The sequence below is a fragment of the Pedobacter sp. 22163 genome (genome assembly GCF_052045595.1).
GTDB lineage: Bacteria > Bacteroidota > Bacteroidia > Sphingobacteriales > Sphingobacteriaceae > Pedobacter.
In genome coordinates this window covers 782026-802466 of sequence record NZ_JBQEPM010000001.1, presented here as the reverse complement: position 1 = coordinate 802466, position 20441 = coordinate 782026, and the positions used below count along the sequence as shown (strand labels likewise).

The window sequence follows — 20441 nt, the reverse complement described above, 5'->3', positions numbered from 1 at the left end:
ATCCTTTTATTTGTGGTTAATTATATTGTAACAATGAATAAGTTATAAGCTGAACGACAGGTTCAAAGCTTTTACCGGATAATCAAAACCGGAATCTTTACCTTATGCCTTACAGAATCAACTGTGGTGCCGAAAATAAGGTCTTTTAAGCCTTTATGACCATGCGCACCCATTACCAATAGCTCCATCTCATTTTTGTTGCTGATATCGGCTATGGCTTTACCAGTACTTCCAAAACCAATAAAAGGCGTAGAATCATATCCAAGATCTTCGAGGTTAGCCCTGTACTTCTCCAGGTTAGCAGCATCGCTCTGCGTTTCATGGTCCATTACATCATTACCATGATAGCGGGCTGCAGCAGTTTCTACGATATGGATAAGGTAATAGTGTGCCTCTTTACCGCCCTGAATTAAAGCATGCCGGATGGTGTTTCGATCGTTTTTAGAGAAATCTACGGCAATTCCAATCCGCTTATAACTGATTTTTTCTATTTTTCCAATATCCAAAGCATTTCCATGGGGTACAAGCTGTTTTGAGGCATTCCTTTTATTTTCTAATAACGGGTGGAAGAAAACATAAAGCAGGAGTAAAACGATTAGTATTAATGCCGGTATTACAATTACATAAATCCACCAGTTGTTAGCCTCTTTTGCCCAGCCACTTATTTCTTCAATTACCAGTTTCACATTTAATGCGATAATAGCTAGCGCACTTGCCCATGCCAATACCTTAACCCAGGGTTTAATTGCAAAATCTTTCATCAGTTTTTTATCTGATGTAAAATGAATTAATGGAATAATGGCAAAACCCAATTGCAAACTTAACACCACCTGACTCAATACCAACAAGCCACCAAGTGCATCTTCGCCATAGTGTAATATAGTGAAAAATGCAGGAATAATAGCCAAAAGACGTGTAATCATACGTCGTAACCAAGGTTGAATCCTTAAGTTAATGTGGCCTTCCATAATAATCTGTCCTGCTAAAGTTCCGGTAACAGTAGAGCTTTGCCCGGCGGCGATTAGCGCTATAGCAAATAGGGTTGGGGCAACATTGCCAAAAATGTTCGACAGTAGTTTATGTGCATCCTGAATTTCAGCCACCTCGTGCAATCCATTTTTATAAAAGGCAGCTGCTGCAAGAATCAGTATGGCGGCATTAACAAAAAAAGCAAGGTTTAATGCAACCGTTGTATCAATGAGGTTAAATTTTAAGGCCTCCTTAATTCCTTTATTACTACGCTCAATCTTCCTGGTTTGCACTAAAGATGAATGTAGATACAGGTTATGTGGCATTACCGTGGCACCAATAATCCCGATGGCAATATAAAGTGCATCGCCATTTAGTATAGAGGGCTCAAAACCTTTGGCTACCTCTTTAAGTGAGGGTTCTACAATAAACATTTCAACCAGAAAGGAAATGCCGACAATAAAAACCATCGAAACGATAAAGCCTTCCATGGCCCGCATGCCTTTGTTGAGTAAAAAGAGTAGTAAAATGGTATCGAAAATGGTAATTGAAATACCCCAGATTAATGGCAATCCAAAAAGAAGCTGCAAACCAATGGCCATTCCGATAATTTCAGCTAAATCGCAGGCTATAATTGCGGTTTGTGCTAAGCCAAATAATGGAATATTGGCCCAGCGCGGATAAGCTTGTTTAGATGCCTGTGCTAAATCCAGTCCTCTCACAATCCCCAAACGGGCACTTAACGATTGTAAGAGTAACGCAATGAGGTTCGACATTAGTAAAACCCAGATTAATTGGTAGCCGAATTTACTACCACCTGCTAAATCGGTTGCCCAGTTACCCGGATCCATGTAGCCAACACTAATTAAATAAGCAGGACCAATGAAAGCTAAAATTCTCCTCCAGCCTTTTCTTTTATCTGTATTTACACTTTGATGTACTTCACTTAACGATTCAGTTTTTGCCATTACTGCTGATTAAAATATGTTTTGCAACTTCTCTACTAATATTAACTTGTTTATCGGATAACACGATTTCTACCGAGCCGTCGAAATCGGTAACATCACTGATCCGGATTTGTTTGCCCAGCGTTAAGCCTAATTTTTCTAAATGTTTTAAAAATGCCGAGCTATGCTGGGTAACACCAGTAATGGTGCCCCCGTCGCCTATTTTTAGTTCGATTAACTTTATAAACTGGGTTTTGGCAAACCTTCCGTTTTTATCGGGAATGGGATCGCCATGAGGGTCGGCTTTCGGAAAGCCTAAAAACTCGTCTAGCCTTTCAATCAGCTCAATTGATTTAATATGTTCCAACTCTTCAGCCACATCATGCACCTCATCCCATTTAAAGTTTAATTTATCGACCAAAAAAACTTCCCATAAGCGATGTTTACGTACAATATCTATTGCTGTATTTTTTCCTGTTTCAGTTAAAGTAACGCCTTGATATTTAATATAATCAATTAAGCCCTTCTCAGCTAATTTCTTAATCATGTCGGTCACAGATGCCGGTTTGGTTTGCATTTGCTCTGCAATGGCATTGGTTTGAACGTTTGTTGTTTTCTCTGCCAGATGATAAATAGTCTTTAGATAGTTCTCTTCCGTGTAACTTTGCATTTATGTTTATCTAATTTTATTTTTAGGTAAATCTAAAAATTATTATTTAAAATATATATGATAAATTATGTTAAAATTTAGAATATAATTTGGTTATGTTTGTATTCTCAAATACCTTTAATACCATATGGCATCTGAATTAGATAAAATTGACTTCAAAATTTTAAGAATTCTTCAAGAGAACGGAAGAATTACCAACTTGCTTTTATCCCAAGAAATTGGTTTATCACCTGCACCAACTTTAGAGCGTGTACGCAAACTTGAAATGGCAGGATATATTAAAAGTTATCATGCATTGGTAGATGAAGAAAAGCTGGGTTTAGGTATAAAAACCTTTATTCAGATTCAACTCGATTTTCATAAAAATAACACCATTCAGATCTTTTTGGATGAAGTAAATCAAATCAAGGAAATCACTGAGTGTCACCATGTTACGGGTCAGGCCGATTTTTTGTTAAAGGTTTATGTGAAAGACATTAAAGCGTACGAGCGTTTAATTATGGATAAAATCAGTAAGATTTCTGTGGTTAAAACTTTTCAAACGATGATGATCATGTCGACCACGAAAAAAGAACCGATTGTGCCGCTGGAGTATTAACCCCGTACCCCTAAAGGGGCTTTTAAGCATGATCGTCATCGGAATGTGGCAATCTTTTGTGGGAAATTGTACGGTCGTCACCCTGAATTTATTTCAGGGTCTTTCATATCAATAAAGATGTTGAAATGAATTCAGCATGACGTGCGATTATCGAATATTATTCCATCAATAATTTCCGAAATTTCCTCTGCATTTTGATAAACCATAAAGTGCGTTCCGTTTTCAATCACAAAATCGGGTTGTGCCGTTTTTGAATATAAAATTTTATCATTGGTACCATGGATGTGATAAAGCCGTTCTGGTCTGTTCTCATTTTTCCAGCTTAAAATACTCCCTATTGCCCATTTCAAAAAATAAGGGTCTGTATCTTTTATAATTTTGCTCAACAAAGTTTTCTCACTATTGGAACGCGTACCGAAATAATAATTTTGAGTGAGCTTGTTCGATGATTTTAAAAACTTAGCGGGGATAAATTTTAGTAGACCTAGCCTGCCTGCGAAACGATATAATGCTGGCAGATGAGTACTTAATATGGTGCTCGAAATGATAATCGTTGTTGCAGGCCTTAGTAATTTGGCCATTTCTACTGCAATCATCCCGCCAAAAGAAACGCCAACCAAAGCAAATGGTTGGCTTAAGTCAATCACCTTACTTAATCGTTCGGCATAAGAAGCTAATGATTCTTTTTTATTCGGACTAATCCAATCTATATGGATCATCTTGATATTTTCATTAAGCTTCAGCTTAGAAAAAATCCTTTTATCGGCACCTAAACCACTAATAAAGTAAGTATTCATTAGGCTGGTAAATTCCAGTCGATAGGGCTTAAGTTGTTCTGTACCAAGAGCTGGTTTGCTTTAGAGAAATGTTTCGATCCAAAAAAGCCATTGTAGGCAGAAAATGGTGACGGATGGGCCGCTGTAAGTACATAATGTTTTTTCTGATCGATTAAAGCCGCTTTTTGTTGCGCGTATTTACCCCACAAAAGAAATACGATATGTTCGCGTTTTTGAGATAAAGCCTTAATAATTTCATCAGTGAAAATTTCCCAGCCACGGTTTTGATGCGAGCCTGCTTCCGAAGCACGAACGGTTAAAGTTGCATTTAACAACAATACGCCTTGTTCTGCCCAATGTGTTAAGTGCCCATGATTCGGCGCTTTAAAACCTTCAATATCAGTTTCCAGCTCTTTGTAAATGTTTTTTAACGATGGCGGAACGGCTACACCGCGTTGTACGGAAAAGGAAAGCCCATGCGCCTGGCCAGCACCATGATAGGGGTCTTGACCTAAAATCACAACCTTTACCTGGTTAAATGGTGTGGTATTTAATGCGTTGAAAATATCAGTACCTTTTGGGTAAACCGTGGCTCCTTTGTTTTTCTCCTCCTGTAAAAAAAACTTAAGGCTTTTCATGTAGTCTTTTTCAAATTCTTCCTCTAAAACGGCTAACCAACCTGGTTCTAATGCTGCAGACATGTTTTTTATGTAAAATGTAAAATGAAATTTGTTCTTGTCAATGGTTTGATAACTTATAGTTTAATAGTTTGGGCGTTCTTTGGCCAGTAGGCTATTAACCATCAACTATCAGAATATGAACCAAAATCTTCTCAAAAAGTTTAAGATTTCTTCTTATATATTGCCAGTAAATCACCCTCCAGTGTTGTTTTTGGTCCCTCTATAATCCGTCCCAGTTCTTTCCCTTTTTTATCAAGAACAATAAAAGTTGGTACCCTTACAATATCCAGGCCTTCTAGAATGCCGTTTTCAGCCTTTTTATTTCCGTCTACTGCAATAATTTCTACGTTTTTCCCTTTAAAGTGCAAGGCATCTAAAATTTTAAAGAAGTTTGGTACGTTTGCTTTGCTATCACCGCACCAGGTGCCTAGAACAATTTTTATTTTTTCGTTTTTAATCAGTTTTTTTAGTTCGATCATGGTTGCTGCATCCGGTACATATGCCGCGTAAAGTGGATCGTACATTTCTTTAAACTCTGGAAAAGCAGTAATTCCTTCACGCGTACAGGCGTTAATCAGAATATCTTTATTGTGGACTTGATCGTGGATTTTTTTATTAACTTCTTGTGCAGAAACATTCATTGCAAGTACGATTAGGGTGATGGATAATAGGATTTTCATATTTAAGAGACGATTTTTGTAAGCTTTTAAATTTTTAATGAAATTATTGTTTTAAAATCTAATTTCTGCCATTTAAACACGATATTTGCAAAAAAAAATAATTAGAATAAAATTTATGCCAAATATTATCAGATTAATTGCGGGGTTTGCTTTACTGGGTGGCGCAGTAGCTTTATTTATTTTCGGCTTTTGGCCTTGGGGCATTGTTGCCGTTTTACTGGGAATAATTGTACTTGTAACTTATTTCTTTAACGAGAACATGCTTTTAGCACAATGGTTTCTTAGAAAAGATAACATGCCTAAAGCAAAAATGTTTTTAGATCGGATTACCAATTACGAAACGCAGTTGATTAAAGTTCAACATGGTTATTATAATTTATTGATCGGGTTAATTGAAAGCAGAACAGCACCGATGCAAAGTGAGAAGTATTTCAAAAAATCGCTTGCATTAGGCATGCAAATGGATCATAACATTGCTTTAGCAAAATTAAGTTTAGCAGGTATTGCAATGGCTAAGCGTAATAAACGCGAAGCCACCATGTATCTAGCCGAAGCGAAAAAAGCAGATAAAAATAAATTATTGGCCGATCAGATTAAACAAATGAAAGATCAGATGGGCATGATGGACAAGCAGCAGCAAGTTCGTTACAGATAAAATTTTAAAGCCATTTCTTAACCGGAATGGCTTTTTTGTTTCAGCTCAATTTTGTTTGTTGAAAATTACACTGTATAAATAACTATTTTTATGGATAACTAACTTTTAATATTCATGAAAAAAGTATCTTATTTACCCATGCTGGCCTTCTTAGCCATTCTAGGTGCTTGCAATAGCAAAAAAGATGCTGAAGAAAGCAATGAAAGCTTTTCATCAGCTAATCCTTTTTTTGAAGCAAGCGAACTTGCCTTTCAGGCGCCTGCCTTCGACAAAATTAAAAATGGCGATTTTAAACCTGCACTGGAAGAAGGAATGAAGCAGCAGATAAACGAAATCCAAAAAATTGCTGATCAGACTGATGCACCTGGCTTTGAAAATACCATTCTGGCCATCGAAAAAAGCGGACAACTGCTGAACCGTACAAGTATGGTTTTTAATCTACTTACAGGTGCCAATACCAATCCCGAATTGCAAAAGGTTAAAGAAGAGGAAGCTCCAAAATTAACCGCGAACACTGATGCCATTTATTTAAATACCAAACTTTTTAACCGGGTAGAAGCTCTTTACAAACAGAAGGATCAGCTGAAACTGGATGCCGAATCGTTGCGCTTACTGGAGTATTATTACCAAAAATTTGAACTGGCAGGAGCAAAGCTATCTGATGCTGATAAAGACAAGCTTAAAGAATTGAATAAAGAAGAAGCTACCTTGAGCGCAAAGTTTACCGCACAGTTACAGGCAGCAGGTAAAGGTTTAAAAAATACTACCCAACAGCCTGAATTGCAATCAATAGCCGATCGCACCAAGCGAGAAGAACTTTTTAACAAATCATGGAACAGGGCTGAAAAAGGCGATGCAAACGATACACGTAAAATAATTTCAAGAATTGCGCAGATCCGTTCTGCTCAGGCTGCATTGCTTGGCTTTAAAAATTATGCGGCTTGGAAATTGCAAAATCAGATGGCTAAAACGCCCGAAGCAGTAGAAGATTTTTTTAGTAAAGTTATTCCAGCTGCTACCGCGAAGGCAAAAAGTGAAGCTGCTGATATACAAGCCATAATCGATCAGCAAAAAGGTGGGTTTAAATTGGCCCCCTGGGATTGGGACTATTATGCCGAACAAGTGCGCAAAGCAAAATTCGATTTAGATGAAAACGAGGTTAAGCCATATTTTGAGTTAAATAAAGTACTCATTAATGGTGTGTTTTATGCTGCTACACAGCTTTACGGCATTACTTTTAAAGAACGTAAAGATTTACCGGTTTACCAGGAAGATGTTCGTGTTTTTGATGTGATAGATAAAGACGGGAAGCAGCTAGGTCTGTTTTATTGTGATTACTATAAGCGCGATAATAAAGATGGTGGTGCCTGGATGGATAACCTTGTTCCCCAGTCTAAGCTATTCAGTACGATACCGGTTATTTACAATGTCTGCAATTTTACGAAACCCGAAACCGGAAAACCAGCATTAATTAGTTTTGATGATGTTACAACCATGTTCCATGAATTTGGACACGGTTTACATGGTCTGTTTGCCAACCAGCAATATCCCAGTCTTTCGGGTGCGAACGTAGCACGCGATTATGTAGAATTTCCTTCACAATTTAATGAACATTGGGCTTCCGATCCGAAAATATTAAAGAATTATGCCCTTCACTATCAAACCGGAGCACAGATGCCACAGGCTTTATTAGATAAAATTAAAAAGGCGGGTTCGTTTAACCAGGGTTATATTTTTACTGAAGCATTGGCAGCAGCCGATCTGGATATGCAGTGGCACACAATTTCTCCAGGTGCACCATTACAGGATGTCGACAAATTTGAAGCAGAGGCATTAAAGAAAACCAATCTAAATTTATCGTATGTGCCGCCACGTTACCGCTCCAGCTATTTTCTGCATATCTGGAGTAATGGCTACGCTGCTGGTTATTACGCTTATAGCTGGACTTCTATGCTTGAAAATGATGCCTTTTCGTGGTTCCAGGAGAATGGAGGACTAACCAGGGCAAATGGTCAGCGCTTTAGGGATATGATTCTGTCCAAAGGAAATACCGAGGATCTTGGCAAAATGTTTTTTAATTTCAGGGGACATAATCCTGATATTAAACCAATGCTTAAAAAACGCGGATTGTTGTAAAACAAAATTATAGTACAAAGGACATTTACCAATTGGCCTTTGTACTATTATAATCAACAATGGGTTGAGAATGGCGGGGCTGCAGTTATGGTACTATTTTCCATTAAATTCCATCTCTGCCGATAAACCTTTCTTTACCCAAAAGAAACTGAATAGCCTTTTTTACATTGCGGTTTACCGATTCTTCCGTTTTAAGGTTGGCAATATAACGTATAATTTCCTTCTGTAAATGGGGCGCAAGGCCGTCAAATACATCCTTAGCTTGTTTATTTTCTGCTAAAGCCTGCTCCAAACTAGGATTTATCTTTATTATTCGTTCTTCAGTATCAAATTCAAGTTCGAAGCTTGCGGTATCTCCAACATCTTTGCCTGACGCTTTTCGCATAGGCGTATTCAGGTACAAACGCCAATCGCCTGCATACTTTATCAAAGTTTGTTTAAACTCATGTCCATCAATTTTCATTGTAATTGGAAGCTGACCTTTGTCTTTCCCAGCTTGATGGAAAACATAATTTAACGCTTCTTCCGGTACAAATACAAAAGGATTGATGCCAATCATCTTGATTTCAGCAGTAAAGGGTTTCGGTTTTTTTGTGTCCATTGGCTTTCTGTTAAATAAAGATATTGGCTTTGATTAAAACTCCATAATTTTTGGTCAATAAATCATACGCTATGCGCGCTACTTAACGCCATTCGCCAACCACTCTTCTCAAAAAATTAAAACCAAACGCTATTTTTCATTGTAGTTTATATAAAATCTTATACCTATGGCAACATCACAAGAAGGAAGTACCAACAATACTCAGGAAGAAAATAATATTAAAGATTTGGGCGGTAAAGAAGCTATCGAAAAACTTAGGAGCTTAGCCGAAAAGGCCGAAAGCTGTTTTTTCTGTACCAGTATTAAAACTGGTGTACCCATGTCGGTAAGGCCAATGGCCATTCAGCAAGTCGATGAGGAGGGAAATATATGGTTTATGAGCCTTAGAGACAGTCATAAAAATGATGAGATTTCTAGTGATCCTTTTACTCATTTGTTATTTCAGGCCGGAGCGCACTCGGGTTTTGTAAATATTTATGGAATTTCTGAAATCAGCAGGGATCAGGCTAAAATTGATGAGCTTTGGAGCCCGTTTATCAAAACATGGTTTCAGGGAGGGAAAGACGATCCTGATATCACCTTAATCAAGGTTATCCCTTCGGAGGGATACTATTGGGATACCAAACACGGCACTGCCGTTGCATTTTTAAAGATGGCAGCGTCGGTAATTACAGGAAAAACAATGGATGATTCGGTAGAAGGAACTCTAGAGGTAGATTAAAAAGGGTAATTGCTGGAATCGGTTAACTGGTTAATTGTTGCAATTAACTGTCAACTGAGAATTCCCAACTGCAAACTGATTATTTATCGCCTAAATAATCAAATCCTTCAAATTCTTCTCTTTGAGCCCTTTTGCTTAAGATATCTTCTTCTTCGGCCTGTACTCTCGAGAAGAATAAGGCTTCGGCCTGGATTCTTTTTATTAACTGACGTACCAGCGTTAAATCAAAAGCATCTTTGCTTAATTTAATGCAGTATTCTCTTTCGTTGATTTCTAAACTTGACGTATTCATATCGCAATGATTTTAATTATCGATTGCTGTAAATATAGAAAAGGCTTGCTAAACAATTGTTAGCAAGCCTTTTAAGTTTATGTTATGTTTTTGTTAAAATCAAATCCAGAATTACCTTTTTCGAGGTCTCAGATTGATTATTTATGAGATAAGAATAAGCCGTCGTCTGTTTTGGCAACTTTTAAAATTCCTTTTCCTGTTAAAGCTTTTAAGGTTGTATCCCATTTTTTATTACTCCAATCGGCCAGTTTCCCTTTTACTTCAGTTAACAGGTATTGTTCGCCTTCTGAAACCAATGAATACAATTCTGTTTCTTCTGGAGTCATTTCTATTTTCTTTTTCTCCGGGCGCATCTGCGGGAAGAATAAAACTTCCTGAATGGTACTTTGGTTGGTCATTAACATCACCAAACGATCAATACCAATGCCCAAACCAGAAGTAGGTGGCATCCCATATTCTAATGCACGTACGAAATCATCATCCATGGCCATAGCCTCATCATCTCCGCGGGCAGCTAACTTTAACTGATCTTCTAAACGCTCTTTTTGGTCAATAGGATCGTTTAATTCTGAGTAAGCATTCGCAATCTCTTTACCATTAACAAATAGCTCAAAACGCTCTACCAACCCTTCTGCGGTACGGTGCTTTTTGGCAAGCGGTGTCATTTCGATGGGATAGTCGGTAATATAGGTTGGCTGGATTAAATTCGCTTCAACTTTAGCTCCGAAAATTTCATCAATTAATTTACCACGACCCATTGTATCATCGATTTCGATGCCTAAATCTTTACAAGTCTGTGCAATTTCTTCCTCTGTCATTGCCGAAACATCAATTCCGGTATATTTTTGGATCGACTCGTACATGGTTAATTTTTCGTAGGGTCCTTCAAAATTAATTTCGTTGGTACCAACTTTAACTACACTTGCACCAGTTGTGGCAATAGCTACTTTTTCTAAACATTCTTCAACCATTGCCATCATCCAGATATAGTCTTTATAGGCAACGTAAATTTCCATCGAAGTAAATTCGGGGTTATGCGTACGGTCCATCCCTTCATTACGGAACATTTTACCGAATTCGTATACGCCATCAAAACCTGCAACGATTAATCTTTTTAAATAAAGTTCATTTGCAATACGCAAATAAAGCGGCATATCTAAGGTATTGTGGTGTGTGGCAAAAGGACGTGCAGCAGCACCACCATGAATAGGTTGCAAGATAGGCGTTTCTACTTCCATCCAACCCTGGTTATCAAAATAATTGCGCATGGTGTTAATCACCTTGCTACGTTTGATAAAGATCTGTTTAAAATCAGGATTTACCGTTAAATCTACATAACGCATGCGGTAGCGCAATTCCGGATTGGTAAATCCATCGTAAACATTACCTTCATCATCGCGTTTAACGATTGGTAGGGGACGTAGTGACTTAGAAAGTACCTTAAATTCAGTAACATGTACAGAAATTTCTCCTGTTTGCGTAGTGAAAACATATCCTTTAACACCAATGAAATCGCCGATATCTAAAAGTTTTTTAAATACTGTGTTATATAAGGTTTTATCATCACCAGGACAAAGTTCGTCGCGCTTTAAGTAGATCTGAATTCGGCCGGTAGAATCCTGTAACTCCGTAAAAGAGGCAGCGCCCATAATATTACGGCTCATAATTCTACCTGCTAATACTACGGTCTTGTATGCTGTCTTATCTACTTCATAATTAGCTAATATATCTGCTGCATATGCATTTACTTCATACGCTTCTGCAGGATAAGGCTCAATGCCTAATGCGCGTAATTGCTTTAGCGACTCACGTCGTAATACTTCTTGTTCTGATAATCCTATACTCATTTCAGGTATTTTTTGCAAAAGTAATGCTTTTGCATTTTTTGTTATTGTTAAATTTTGGTGCTTTAATGAAAAAGGAATAATTAGCTGATTAAATTTTGAATTAATATAGGGAAAAATTCAATTTTTAGGACCAATTAGCTATCCACTTAAAACAGATGGTTGCAAAGATAAGAAAGCTATTGTAATTACTAAATGCTTTATTAGATATAAAACCGCATTTTAGCATGTTAAAAGCCAATGAGATAAAAAATGGATGAACAGAAACTTTACAGCAGTATTTATTCCATATCAATTAACGGATCCCAGAATACCTTTTTAAGGTTTTGAACTTTCAGGTTTTTAATTTCTAGACCTTCGTTTTCGAGCAGTTCCTGTCTTTTAGCTGTGGATGATGGGTCGCCGCTGAGCAAGCCGTTGCTACTAATTACTCTATAATAAGGAACAGGAGGCTGTGCTGCCCCACAAGCACCAATGGCTCTGGCAACCATTCTCGATAAATTAGGCGTGCCAATGGCTTTTGCAATTGCTCCGTATGAAGTCACTTTGCCTTTGGGTATTTCTCTGGTTAAATCCCAAACCTGTTCAAAAAATAAATCGTGTTTCATCGTTCTGGCAAATGATACCTAAAGCTATTAAATATATCTGATTCACAATTTGTCATTGGGAATTTTTTTATTAAAGACCTTTTAATGGTTTAATTAGTCTAATAGCTACTCCATGGTCAGAACCCTCCTGAAATTTTTAAGTATTCATCGGGTAAATTTTTCCAGCGATATGAATTTAGTGTTTTACAGATGTTATATTTGTTTGAATGTGAATAGCCATTAAAAAAAATGATGCCCGATATAAAACAAATACCACCTTCTAGTTTTGAATTTTTAAGGTTATTGAAAAATAACAACGAACGTGAGTGGTTTAATGACCATAAAATAGCTTACCAGAAAGAACAGGCATACATAGAATCTTTTGCACAGGATTTATTAGACCTCATGAATACCCATGATGTAATTGAAACACCATCGGGAAAGAAAAGTCTATACCGGATTTATCGCGATACCCGTTTCTCAACAGATAAAACACCTTATAAAACACATTGGAGTGGCAGTTTTAAACGGGCAGGTAAACAAAGAAGGGGTGGTTATTATTTTCATATCGAACCAGGTAATAGTTTTGTAGCTGGTGGTTTTTTCGGACCTTCTCCTCAAGATTTGAAATTAATAAGGGAAAATATTGCTTTTGATGCCGAGCCCTTAAGAGCAATATTAAGTGATAAAACTTTTATTGCTTCCTTCGAGACTTTGAAAGGCGAACAATTAAAGACTGCTCCAAAGGGTTTTGAAGCTGATCATCAGGACATCGATCTGCTACGTTATAAGCAATTTTTGTTAGTTCATCGATTTACCGATCAGGAAGTTTTGAGTAAAGAATACCTGGGATATTGTAATCAGGAATTTAAAAACATGCGGCCTTTCTTTGATTATATGAGCGAAATATTAACAACCGATGCAAATGGATTGGAACTGTAATTGATTTTTAGTTATTCAGAAAAATAAAGGGCCACGATTACAAGATTGGTAATGATGGCCCTTTATTTAATTATGATTCAGCTTCTATACCTTCTTCATACATTTCGTTAATGGCTTCGGCGTATTTCTTTTCTACAATACGGCGTTTAACTTTCATGGTAGGGGTAATTTCTCCTTCATCTATATTGAAAGGATTACGCTTGATCTTAAAGTTTTTAATGCGTTCAAATTTGGCCAGCTCGTTTGATATTTTTTTGATATCCTGTTCCATCCAATCTATAATTTCCTGATCGCGGATAAAAGGATCAGCCTCTTCAAAAAATGATGGTTTGAGTTTGAAGGTTTCTTCTAAAGTTTCTTTGTTCGGGATAATAATTGCTGTAATAAACTCACGTTTATCTCCGATTAAGAAAAGCTGATCAATTTTTGGGCTTTTCAGGTAAATGTTTTCTACCGGGGTAGGGTAAACGTTCTTGCCATAGGCATTTACGATCATGTTTTTTAAACGGTCTGTAATCTGCAGGTTACCTTTATAAAAACGGCCAATATCTCCGGTATGGAACCACATGTCTTTATCTATCGCTTCGGCTGTTTCTGCAGGTTTGTTAAAGTAACCTTTCATTACACAGTGACCGCGTACAATTACTTCACCTTCAGCACATTCAAATTCTTCGTTAAAAGTATTGTGCGTTTGGATACTGAGCATTTCTTTAGTTTCGACATCTTGTATACCCACTTCAATTCCTGGAATTACACGACCAACGGTGCCATAAACCTGCCTGTGGTATTCGGTAACCGACATCACGGGCGAAGTTTCTGTTAAGCCAAATCCTTCTAATATTTTAATGCCCAGATCACCAAAAAATTCACCCACATTTTTAGGCAGGGCGGCACCGCCCGAAATCATAAACTTTAAACGTCCGCCGGTTTTCTCTTTAATTTTACTGAAAACCAGTTTCTCTGCTATTCCTTTTTTGGCTGATAAAATGAAACCTGGGTTTTTGCCAGCCTCTTTTGCTAAACGGTATTTGTTACCCGTTTCTAAAGCCCACGTAAATATTTTTGCTTTTGTACCCCCACCAGCTGTTCCTCCTTTTATGGCTTTATCATGTATGCGTTCTAAAAGGCGCGGAACGCAGCTCATTACGGTAGGACGAACTTCACCCATATTTTTGGCCAATAACTCTAAACTTTGGGCAAATGCAATTTTACAGCCTTGTGCGCAGCAAACATGGTAAGTTGCTGTACGCTCGAATACGTGCGATAGCGGTAGAAAGGAGAGGAAAGTTTCTGTTTGATCGATCACAGGGATCTGTTGCAAGCAAACCTCCACATTCTTAACAAAGTTATAATGGGTAAGCATTACACCTTTTGGGGTTCCTGTTGTTCCCGAGGTATAAATTAAAGAGGAAACATCGTCAGGTAAAACCAAACTTCTGCATTGGTCAATGTCAGCTCTTTCGGCAGCCGTAACCTGATGTTTAAGCGCCAGGATATCAGAAAAGGCAATAACTTCTACATTTACGTCGGCAGGAATGGTAACTTTTTCAAAATCTTTAAAAGCAGGAATAATATATTTTAACTGTTTGCAATTGGCCGCTACCTTTAATACTTTACGGTATAGAAAGTTATTTCCAATAAGAATAGCTTTTATGCCAGAATCGTTAATGATGTAAGCTACTTCCTGTTCAGAAAGTGTAGGATAAATGGATACGTTAATTACACCAATCTGCTGGATTCCCTGATCATAATATACGTATTCAGGAGAATTCTCGATCATTAATCCTAATCGGTCACCTTTTTTTATTCCTTTCTCTAAAAAGAAGGCGGAAACAGCGTCGGCTCTTTTTAAAGTGTCTTCATAAGAAATTTCAGTCCATTCTGCACCTTGTTTATGAATCAAAAAGGTTTCTTGAGGTTTATGGATGTTTTTTACAACATTCCGCAACAAGGTAGGAACAGTTGAAAATTCGTTTATTAGTGGCATGCTCGTATTGGTTCGCTAATTATAATTAACAATTATAAGGCTTTTTGGTTTAAAAATACAAAAGGGCCCCGAAATTTTCGGGGCCCTTTAAATATATGTTTTATAAGATTTTAAACAGAGAAGCTTTCTCCACAGCCACAGCTACGGCTGGCATTTGGGTTTATAAAATTAAAACCTTTTCCATTTAAACCGTCAGTGAAGTCGAGTTCAGTTCCGGCTAAATAAAGGAATGATTTCATATCCAAAGCAATTTTGATTCCTCTGTCTTCAAAAAACTGATCGCCTTTTTGTTCTTCGTTATCAAAATCTAAATTGTATGATAAGCCCGAACAGCCACCACCTTTTACCGAAACACGTAAAAAGTAATCAGAACCCATTTCCGAATCCTGCATTAAGTGGGTGATTTTTTCTTTTGCTTTATCTGTTATCGTAATCATAATATTAAGATTTGAGATTTGAGAGGTTAGATTTGAGACATACTTGAGCACCCTAAGGTCTCAAATCTCAAATCTATTGTCTCATATCTATTTTAATGGTGCGATTTTTCTAACACAATTGCTTCTAAACCATTTTTAACGCGATAATCGTTAATGGCCGATTTAATTGCATCTTCTGCCAAAACTGAGCAGTGAATTTTTACTGGAGGTAAAGCCAATTCTTCAACAATATCCATGTTATCAATAGATAAAGCCTCATCAATTGTTTTTCCTTTTAACCATTCTGTAGCTAAAGAAGAAGAAGCAATAGCCGAACCACAACCAAATGTTTTAAATTTAGCATCAGTGATTACGTTATCTTCTCCAACTTCAATCTGCAAACGCATTACGTCGCCACACTCAGGTGCGCCAACTAATCCTGTTCCTACAAATTTGCTGTCTTTATTTAAAGTACCTACGTTACGTGGGTTATTGTAATGGTCAATTACTTTTTCTGAATATGCCATGATTTTATTTTTTTATCTCCTTACAGAGCAATTTTTTAATTAATTTTTAACCTGGAGCTTGGCGATTTGCGTAAAGCGTTTGGCGATTAACCTTCTACCTTAAGCCTTTCAGCCCTCTACCTTTCTTAGTGTTCCGCCCACTCAATTTTACTCAAGTCAATTCCTTCTTTAAACATTTCCCAAAGTGGAGAAAGTTCTCTTAAGTGATTAACTGCTTTTTGAGTCACTTCAATAGCCTGATCGATCTCTGCTTCAGTTGTAAACCTTCCTAAACCATAACGGATAGAAGAGTGTGCTAAATCATCAGATAAACCTAAGCTTTTTAAAACGTACGATGGTTCTAAAGATGCTGAAGTACAAGCCGATCCTGAAGATACTGCTAAATCACTCATTGCCATCATTAAACCTTCACCCTCAACATATTTAAAAGATATATTGGCTACATGTGGTAAACGGTGTTGTGTATTACCATTAACATAACTCTCTTCCATTTTGTTCAAAGTAGTTTCTAACTTATCACGTAAAGCAGCTAAACGAACAGATTCGCTTTCCATTTCTAAACGACAAAGTTCACATGCTTTACCTAAACCCACAATGCCAGGAACATTTAATGTACCAGAACGCATTCCGCGCTCGTGGCCACCACCGTCCATTTGTGCAGTAACTTTAACTCTAGGGTTTTTACGGCGAACGTAAAGTACACCAACACCTTTCGGACCATACATTTTATGTGCCGAGAAAGCCATTAAGTCAATACCATCAGCATTTACATCAACCGGAATTTTACCAACTGCCTGGGTAGCATCAGTCATAAATAAAGCACCATGTTTGTGTGCAATAGCTGCAATTTCTTTAACCGGTTGAATTACACCGATTTCGTTGTTGCCATACATAATCGAAACTAAAATAGTTTCAGGAGTCATAGCAGCTTCTAATTCAGCTAAATCAATTAAACCGTCTTCTTTAACACCTAAATAAGTTACACGTGCTCCGTTTTTCTCTAAGTGTTTGCAGGTATCTAAAACTGCTTTATGTTCAGTAACCGCAGTTATAATGTGGTTACCTTTTTCTTTGTACATTTCAAATACACCTTTAATAGCCAGGTTATCGGCCTCAGTTGCACCTGATGTAAAAATAATTTCTTTTTCAGTACAGCCGATTAGTTTGGCTACTTGCTCACGGGCATAATCTACACCCTCTTCAGCCACCCAGCCAAACGCGTGATTACGACTTGCGGCATTTCCAAATTTCTCTGTAAAGTAAGGTAGCATTGCTTCCAACACCCTTGGATCTAATGGGGTGGTTGCATTATTATCTAAATATATCGGCTGTTTCATCTCTATTCTGTTAATTATAATACAAAGATACGAAAAAACTTATTTAACAATTATAAATAATAGCTATGACCTTATAGAGAAAAGCCGCATTTTTACATTCACATAACCTTATAATCTATGAATAAGATAGAACACATCGGCATCGCAGTAAAAGACCTTAACAGTTCCATAGATATTTATCAGAAACTATTGAATACCGATTGCTATAAAACTGAGCAAGTTGCATCCGAGTTTGTAAATACGGCCTTCTTTAAAACTGGCGAAAATAAGGTAGAACTGCTGCAGGCTACAGCTCCAGATAGTGCAATTGCTAAGTTTATCGAAAAAAAAGGAGAGGGGATTCACCATATTGCCTTTCTGGTTGATGATATCCTGGCAGAAATGGAACGCCTGCATAAAGAAGGTTTTGTACTGCTCAGCGATTCACCAAAAAAGGGTGCAGACAATAAAATGGTGTGTTTTGTACATCCAAAAGATACCAATGGCGTACTGATCGAGATCTGTCAGGAAATTAAATGGATTTAAAAAGGATGGAAGATGGAGTTTAGTTTTTCGATACCGTCATCCTCGCGCATGCGGGGATCTTAAAGCGGTTAAATAACTGCGTTATAATTTTGAAAAGGAAAGCTCCGCATTCCATTGCCTCTTCAGTCCTGCTAACCGCTATAGTCCCGATGAAGAATCGGGAGCTGCCGCTTTTATCAGGTTTATTTAATTTTGGGCGGTGGTTCTTGGGTTAGTGCAAATTGCCTAACTCTAGTGTTAATAAACTCGATCTTAAAATCCCGTAATCCTAAAAATCCTGTTCCATGTCATTAATTAGTATCATCAACAAAGATTTCGATATACCAGATCATCTTTCTGATAATCAGTTGCGCGATGCATTGGTTGATGCCTTTGCTTATTTAATTGATAACGACTTTCCGAAACTGATCCAAATCTTGTATAAAGCCGATGTAGATCAGTATAAATTAAAGGAACTGCTGGAAACGGTTGAAGGCTCAAGTTCAGCCGAAGTTATTGCCGATGCTTATATTGCCCGTCAGAAGGCCAAAATAGAAACCTGGAAAAAATACAGTCAAAAGAAGGATTAGGCGCCTGTTTAAATAATGCAATTTTTTACTTATCTATATTTTTGTCACACTGAGCGTTAATTTATTGTATAAAAATCAATATGAATGACGCATACCCTTTTTTGCCCAGCGGCTCATTCTTGCCTCGGCTCACCGCCGCCGAATGGCTCTTTCTTTTTGTCATCAAAAAAGAAACAAAAAATGCCGGCTGAAAATTTTTCTTTAAAGGTCAGTGGTGTGGCTCGGTCAGTACAGCCCGAAAAATTTGTTAGGCCGGATTTAAGTAAAACGGGGGTGGGGTGCTATGGCCTAGCTGGGCGGAAATGTATGTTGTTGCAAATGTCTTATTAGTAAGCAATTGCAAAATAACGTCAATGGTAGCGGAGTCGAAATGCTTTAATAAATCAAAAAATGGGTCTTCGATACGTTCTCTACAGGAGTCCTTTGGACAGACTGACATACTAATGAATTCTGATAAAATTTAAACAGGCTCTAAATTTGGATTTTATTCTTGCGAAGGATTAAAACGGTTGTACATATCCATATCAAAAAACGAAATGGAATTGATCTTATCCGCTTTTAGTACGAGGTCGGTTTTTAACTCATCTGTATTTGCAACAGAGCCATCTTCGATATAACTGGCATAAACCGTTAAATACTGTGTGGTAAAAACGAGTTCTTTATCGTCGGCCTTGCGGTAGCCGCTAAAAGCAGGGGTAATGCGGATATAACTTGTAGTAAAGGGTTTTGGCAGTTCTTTCACCCAGCCAATGTAAAATTTACCACTATCCATGGTGAACTGCAAAAGATGAGCATCAAAAAAAGACGAACTCAGTAAAAGTTCAAATTCATTTCCTGAAGTAGCTATTGCCCTTTTAATTGCCTTAAGGCGGTTAATGAAAAGATTTGCGATTTCTGTTGCACCTACAGCCACAAATAACGACATGCTGGTGGTTCCGAAATAGGGCGTATGGATTGGAAGTAATTTGCTTAGTTGCTCAATAGTTTCGGGAGAAATGGCAATAAATAATCCTCTTAATAAAAAGCATACACCTAAAAGCAGGATGCCTGCAAAAGCAGAATTTAACAGTACACGTTGGTTTTCTAGCCGATATTGTACGTATCTAAGGTATCTGAACCTAATAAGAATATAATAGCCGCCTACAAGAGGGAATAAGAGCAGGTTAAAAGGCATCTATATTGGCTATTTCTTGTTTTTATCCTTTTCTATCTTTTTGAAAATACTCGATTCCATTAATGCACCCACCATTTGTCTGATCCTTGGCTGCGCAAAGAAATCGGGGCTTTTAATGTAGAGCTTTCCGCTACTGCTAGAATGGATAATTCCATCAAACTCGCTATCTTTTCTCATATATCAAATTTACATATATTTTTTAAATATCTGAAAAACAATATTCAGTCCAAAAATTTTAGGTTTGTTACATTATATATCCATGGAGCAATCGTTTTACAATAAACATTGTTTAAATCAGTTTTACTAAAACAGATGGCTGGAAATCTTATAATTTAAAATTTTAATTTAGACTTGTAAATCAAAAATAAAATTAAGATATTTGCATCCTCTAAAATAGAGGTAGAAAGACTAATAGGAAATGTCATAAGCGTTGTTGCCAGCAAATTGCAAAAATGTTCTTGATGCTTTCACACAAATAACTTAAAATAATATTCAAATGAAAAAAGATTTGCACCCAACAAGCTACAGACCAGTTGTTTTTAAAGACATGTCTAACGAATATGCTTTCTTAACAAAATCTTGCGTAGATACTAAAGAAACAATTAAATGGGAAGATGGTAACGAGTATCCTCTTTATAAATTAGAGATTTCTCACACTTCACACCCTTTTTATACTGGTAAAATGAAATTGGTTGATACAGCAGGACGTATCGATAAATTCAAAAACCGTTACGCTAAGAAATAATTTTAGCAACAAAAAGCATTTTTTGAAGTCCCTTTGCCAAAAGCATCGGGACTTTTTTTATTT

At 37.2% G+C, this 20441-nt stretch carries 23 protein-coding genes; 8 read left to right on the top strand and 15 right to left on the bottom strand.

All coding sequences use genetic code 11. The features are described from left to right. Window positions 1-71: 71 nt before the first annotated feature. Together ACTJKN_RS03410 and ACTJKN_RS03405 are read right to left on the bottom strand one after the other, a co-directional pair. Window positions 72-1937 carry an Nramp family divalent metal transporter gene (locus ACTJKN_RS03410; protein ID WP_440822666.1) on the bottom strand — a complete coding sequence of 622 codons (1866 nt, stop codon included), beginning with the start codon at window positions 1935-1937 and terminating at the stop codon, window positions 72-74. Then, window positions 1924-2586 (bottom strand): metal-dependent transcriptional regulator, encoded by a 663-nt coding sequence (locus ACTJKN_RS03405; RefSeq protein WP_440822664.1) that lies wholly within the window; start codon window positions 2584-2586, stop codon window positions 1924-1926. The genes ACTJKN_RS03410 and ACTJKN_RS03405 overlap by 14 nt, the downstream gene beginning before the upstream one ends. A 127-nt stretch (window positions 2587-2713) precedes the next feature. Here ACTJKN_RS03405 and ACTJKN_RS03400 point away from each other — a divergent pair, with 127 nt between their 5' ends. Continuing rightward, entirely contained in the window at window positions 2714-3184 is a 471-nt protein-coding gene (locus ACTJKN_RS03400) for an Lrp/AsnC family transcriptional regulator (RefSeq protein WP_025142637.1), read from the top strand. Window positions 3185-3315: 131 nt separating this feature from the next. On the opposite strand, the gene ACTJKN_RS03395 is transcribed toward ACTJKN_RS03400, so the two are convergent. The 3 genes from ACTJKN_RS03395 to ACTJKN_RS03385 form a co-directional block, all read right to left on the bottom strand. After that, window positions 3316-3981: an alpha/beta fold hydrolase gene (locus ACTJKN_RS03395; RefSeq protein WP_440822662.1), complete on the bottom strand. Its 666-nt coding sequence runs from the start codon at window positions 3979-3981 to the stop codon at window positions 3316-3318. Next, window positions 3981-4661 carry a uracil-DNA glycosylase gene (gene ung, locus ACTJKN_RS03390; protein WP_440822660.1) on the bottom strand — a complete coding sequence of 227 codons (681 nt, stop codon included), beginning with the start codon at window positions 4659-4661 and terminating at the stop codon, window positions 3981-3983. The genes ACTJKN_RS03395 and ung overlap by 1 nt, the downstream gene beginning before the upstream one ends. Window positions 4662-4801: 140 nt before the next feature. After that, complete coding sequence (locus ACTJKN_RS03385) at window positions 4802-5320, bottom strand: thioredoxin family protein (protein WP_440822658.1); 519 nt, start codon at window positions 5318-5320, stop codon at window positions 4802-4804. Between the two features lie 115 nt (window positions 5321-5435). On the opposite strand from ACTJKN_RS03385, the gene ACTJKN_RS03380 reads away from it, so the two are divergent. Together ACTJKN_RS03380 and ACTJKN_RS03375 are read left to right on the top strand one after the other, a co-directional pair. Next, window positions 5436-5975 (top strand): DUF2892 domain-containing protein, encoded by a 540-nt coding sequence (locus tag ACTJKN_RS03380; protein ID WP_440822656.1) that lies wholly within the window; start codon window positions 5436-5438, stop codon window positions 5973-5975. Between the two features lie 114 nt (window positions 5976-6089). Further along, window positions 6090-8111 carry a M3 family metallopeptidase gene (locus ACTJKN_RS03375; protein ID WP_440822654.1) on the top strand — a complete coding sequence of 674 codons (2022 nt, stop codon included), beginning with the start codon at window positions 6090-6092 and terminating at the stop codon, window positions 8109-8111. A 103-nt stretch (window positions 8112-8214) separates the two neighbouring features. Here the strand turns inward: ACTJKN_RS03375 and ACTJKN_RS03370 are convergent, their stop codons facing one another. Further along, a complete protein-coding gene (locus ACTJKN_RS03370) occupies window positions 8215-8712 on the bottom strand; it encodes a YdeI/OmpD-associated family protein (RefSeq protein ID WP_440822653.1) in 498 nt (165 codons plus the stop codon). A gap of 166 nt (window positions 8713-8878) precedes the next feature. On the opposite strand from ACTJKN_RS03370, the gene ACTJKN_RS03365 reads away from it, so the two are divergent. Continuing rightward, window positions 8879-9433 (top strand): pyridoxamine 5'-phosphate oxidase family protein, encoded by a 555-nt coding sequence (locus ACTJKN_RS03365; protein ID WP_440822651.1) that lies wholly within the window; start codon window positions 8879-8881, stop codon window positions 9431-9433. Between the two features lie 79 nt (window positions 9434-9512). Here ACTJKN_RS03365 and ACTJKN_RS03360 read toward each other — a convergent pair whose 3' ends face one another. The 3 genes from ACTJKN_RS03360 to ACTJKN_RS03350 form a co-directional block, all read right to left on the bottom strand. After that, window positions 9513-9725: a hypothetical protein gene (locus ACTJKN_RS03360; RefSeq protein WP_029275714.1), complete on the bottom strand. Its 213-nt coding sequence runs from the start codon at window positions 9723-9725 to the stop codon at window positions 9513-9515. 137 nt (window positions 9726-9862) lie between these two features. Continuing rightward, on the bottom strand, window positions 9863-11572 hold the full coding sequence (gene lysS / locus ACTJKN_RS03355) for a lysine--tRNA ligase (protein ID WP_440822648.1): 1710 nt from the start codon (window positions 11570-11572) through the stop codon (window positions 9863-9865). 278 nt (window positions 11573-11850) lie between these two features. After that, window positions 11851-12177, bottom strand: a complete 327-nt coding sequence (locus ACTJKN_RS03350; RefSeq protein ID WP_440822646.1) for an MGMT family protein — start codon at window positions 12175-12177, stop codon at window positions 11851-11853. A gap of 228 nt (window positions 12178-12405) precedes the next feature. Between ACTJKN_RS03350 and ACTJKN_RS03345 the strand changes: the two genes are divergently transcribed. Continuing rightward, window positions 12406-13098, top strand: coding sequence for a DUF2461 domain-containing protein (locus ACTJKN_RS03345; protein WP_440822645.1), 693 nt, complete (start codon window positions 12406-12408; stop codon window positions 13096-13098). Window positions 13099-13168: 70 nt separating this feature from the next. On the opposite strand, the gene ACTJKN_RS03340 is transcribed toward ACTJKN_RS03345, so the two are convergent. The 4 genes from ACTJKN_RS03340 to ACTJKN_RS03325 form a co-directional block, all read right to left on the bottom strand. After that, window positions 13169-15085: an AMP-dependent synthetase/ligase gene (locus tag ACTJKN_RS03340; protein WP_440822643.1), complete on the bottom strand. Its 1917-nt coding sequence runs from the start codon at window positions 15083-15085 to the stop codon at window positions 13169-13171. A gap of 110 nt (window positions 15086-15195) precedes the next feature. Further along, a complete protein-coding gene (locus ACTJKN_RS03335; RefSeq protein ID WP_025142623.1) occupies window positions 15196-15522 on the bottom strand; it encodes a HesB/IscA family protein in 327 nt (108 codons plus the stop codon). 92 nt (window positions 15523-15614) lie between these two features. Further along, window positions 15615-16028, bottom strand: coding sequence for a Fe-S cluster assembly scaffold IscU (gene iscU, locus ACTJKN_RS03330; protein WP_025142622.1), 414 nt, complete (start codon window positions 16026-16028; stop codon window positions 15615-15617). A gap of 125 nt (window positions 16029-16153) precedes the next feature. After that, window positions 16154-17365 carry an IscS subfamily cysteine desulfurase gene (locus ACTJKN_RS03325; protein WP_029275719.1) on the bottom strand — a complete coding sequence of 404 codons (1212 nt, stop codon included), beginning with the start codon at window positions 17363-17365 and terminating at the stop codon, window positions 16154-16156. A 117-nt stretch (window positions 17366-17482) separates the two neighbouring features. Here ACTJKN_RS03325 and mce point away from each other — a divergent pair, with 117 nt between their 5' ends. Both mce and ACTJKN_RS03315 read left to right on the top strand, forming a co-directional pair. Then, entirely contained in the window at window positions 17483-17890 is a 408-nt protein-coding gene (gene mce / locus ACTJKN_RS03320; RefSeq protein ID WP_057934002.1) for a methylmalonyl-CoA epimerase, read from the top strand. Window positions 17891-18174: 284 nt separating this feature from the next. Beyond that, window positions 18175-18459: a hypothetical protein gene (locus tag ACTJKN_RS03315; RefSeq protein ID WP_230146035.1), complete on the top strand. Its 285-nt coding sequence runs from the start codon at window positions 18175-18177 to the stop codon at window positions 18457-18459. Window positions 18460-18943: 484 nt separating this feature from the next. Here the strand turns inward: ACTJKN_RS03315 and ACTJKN_RS03310 are convergent, their stop codons facing one another. Together ACTJKN_RS03310 and ACTJKN_RS03305 are read right to left on the bottom strand one after the other, a co-directional pair. Beyond that, a complete protein-coding gene (locus ACTJKN_RS03310; RefSeq protein WP_440822640.1) occupies window positions 18944-19633 on the bottom strand; it encodes a hypothetical protein in 690 nt (229 codons plus the stop codon). A 9-nt stretch (window positions 19634-19642) separates the two neighbouring features. Then, the gene (locus tag ACTJKN_RS03305; RefSeq protein WP_157258143.1) at window positions 19643-19810 is read right to left on the bottom strand and encodes a hypothetical protein; all 168 of its coding nucleotides are present in this window, start codon (window positions 19808-19810) and stop codon (window positions 19643-19645) included. Between the two features lie 319 nt (window positions 19811-20129). Between ACTJKN_RS03305 and ACTJKN_RS03300 the strand changes: the two genes are divergently transcribed. Continuing rightward, entirely contained in the window at window positions 20130-20378 is a 249-nt protein-coding gene (locus ACTJKN_RS03300; protein ID WP_025142617.1) for a type B 50S ribosomal protein L31, read from the top strand. Window positions 20379-20441: the final 63 nt, after the last annotated feature.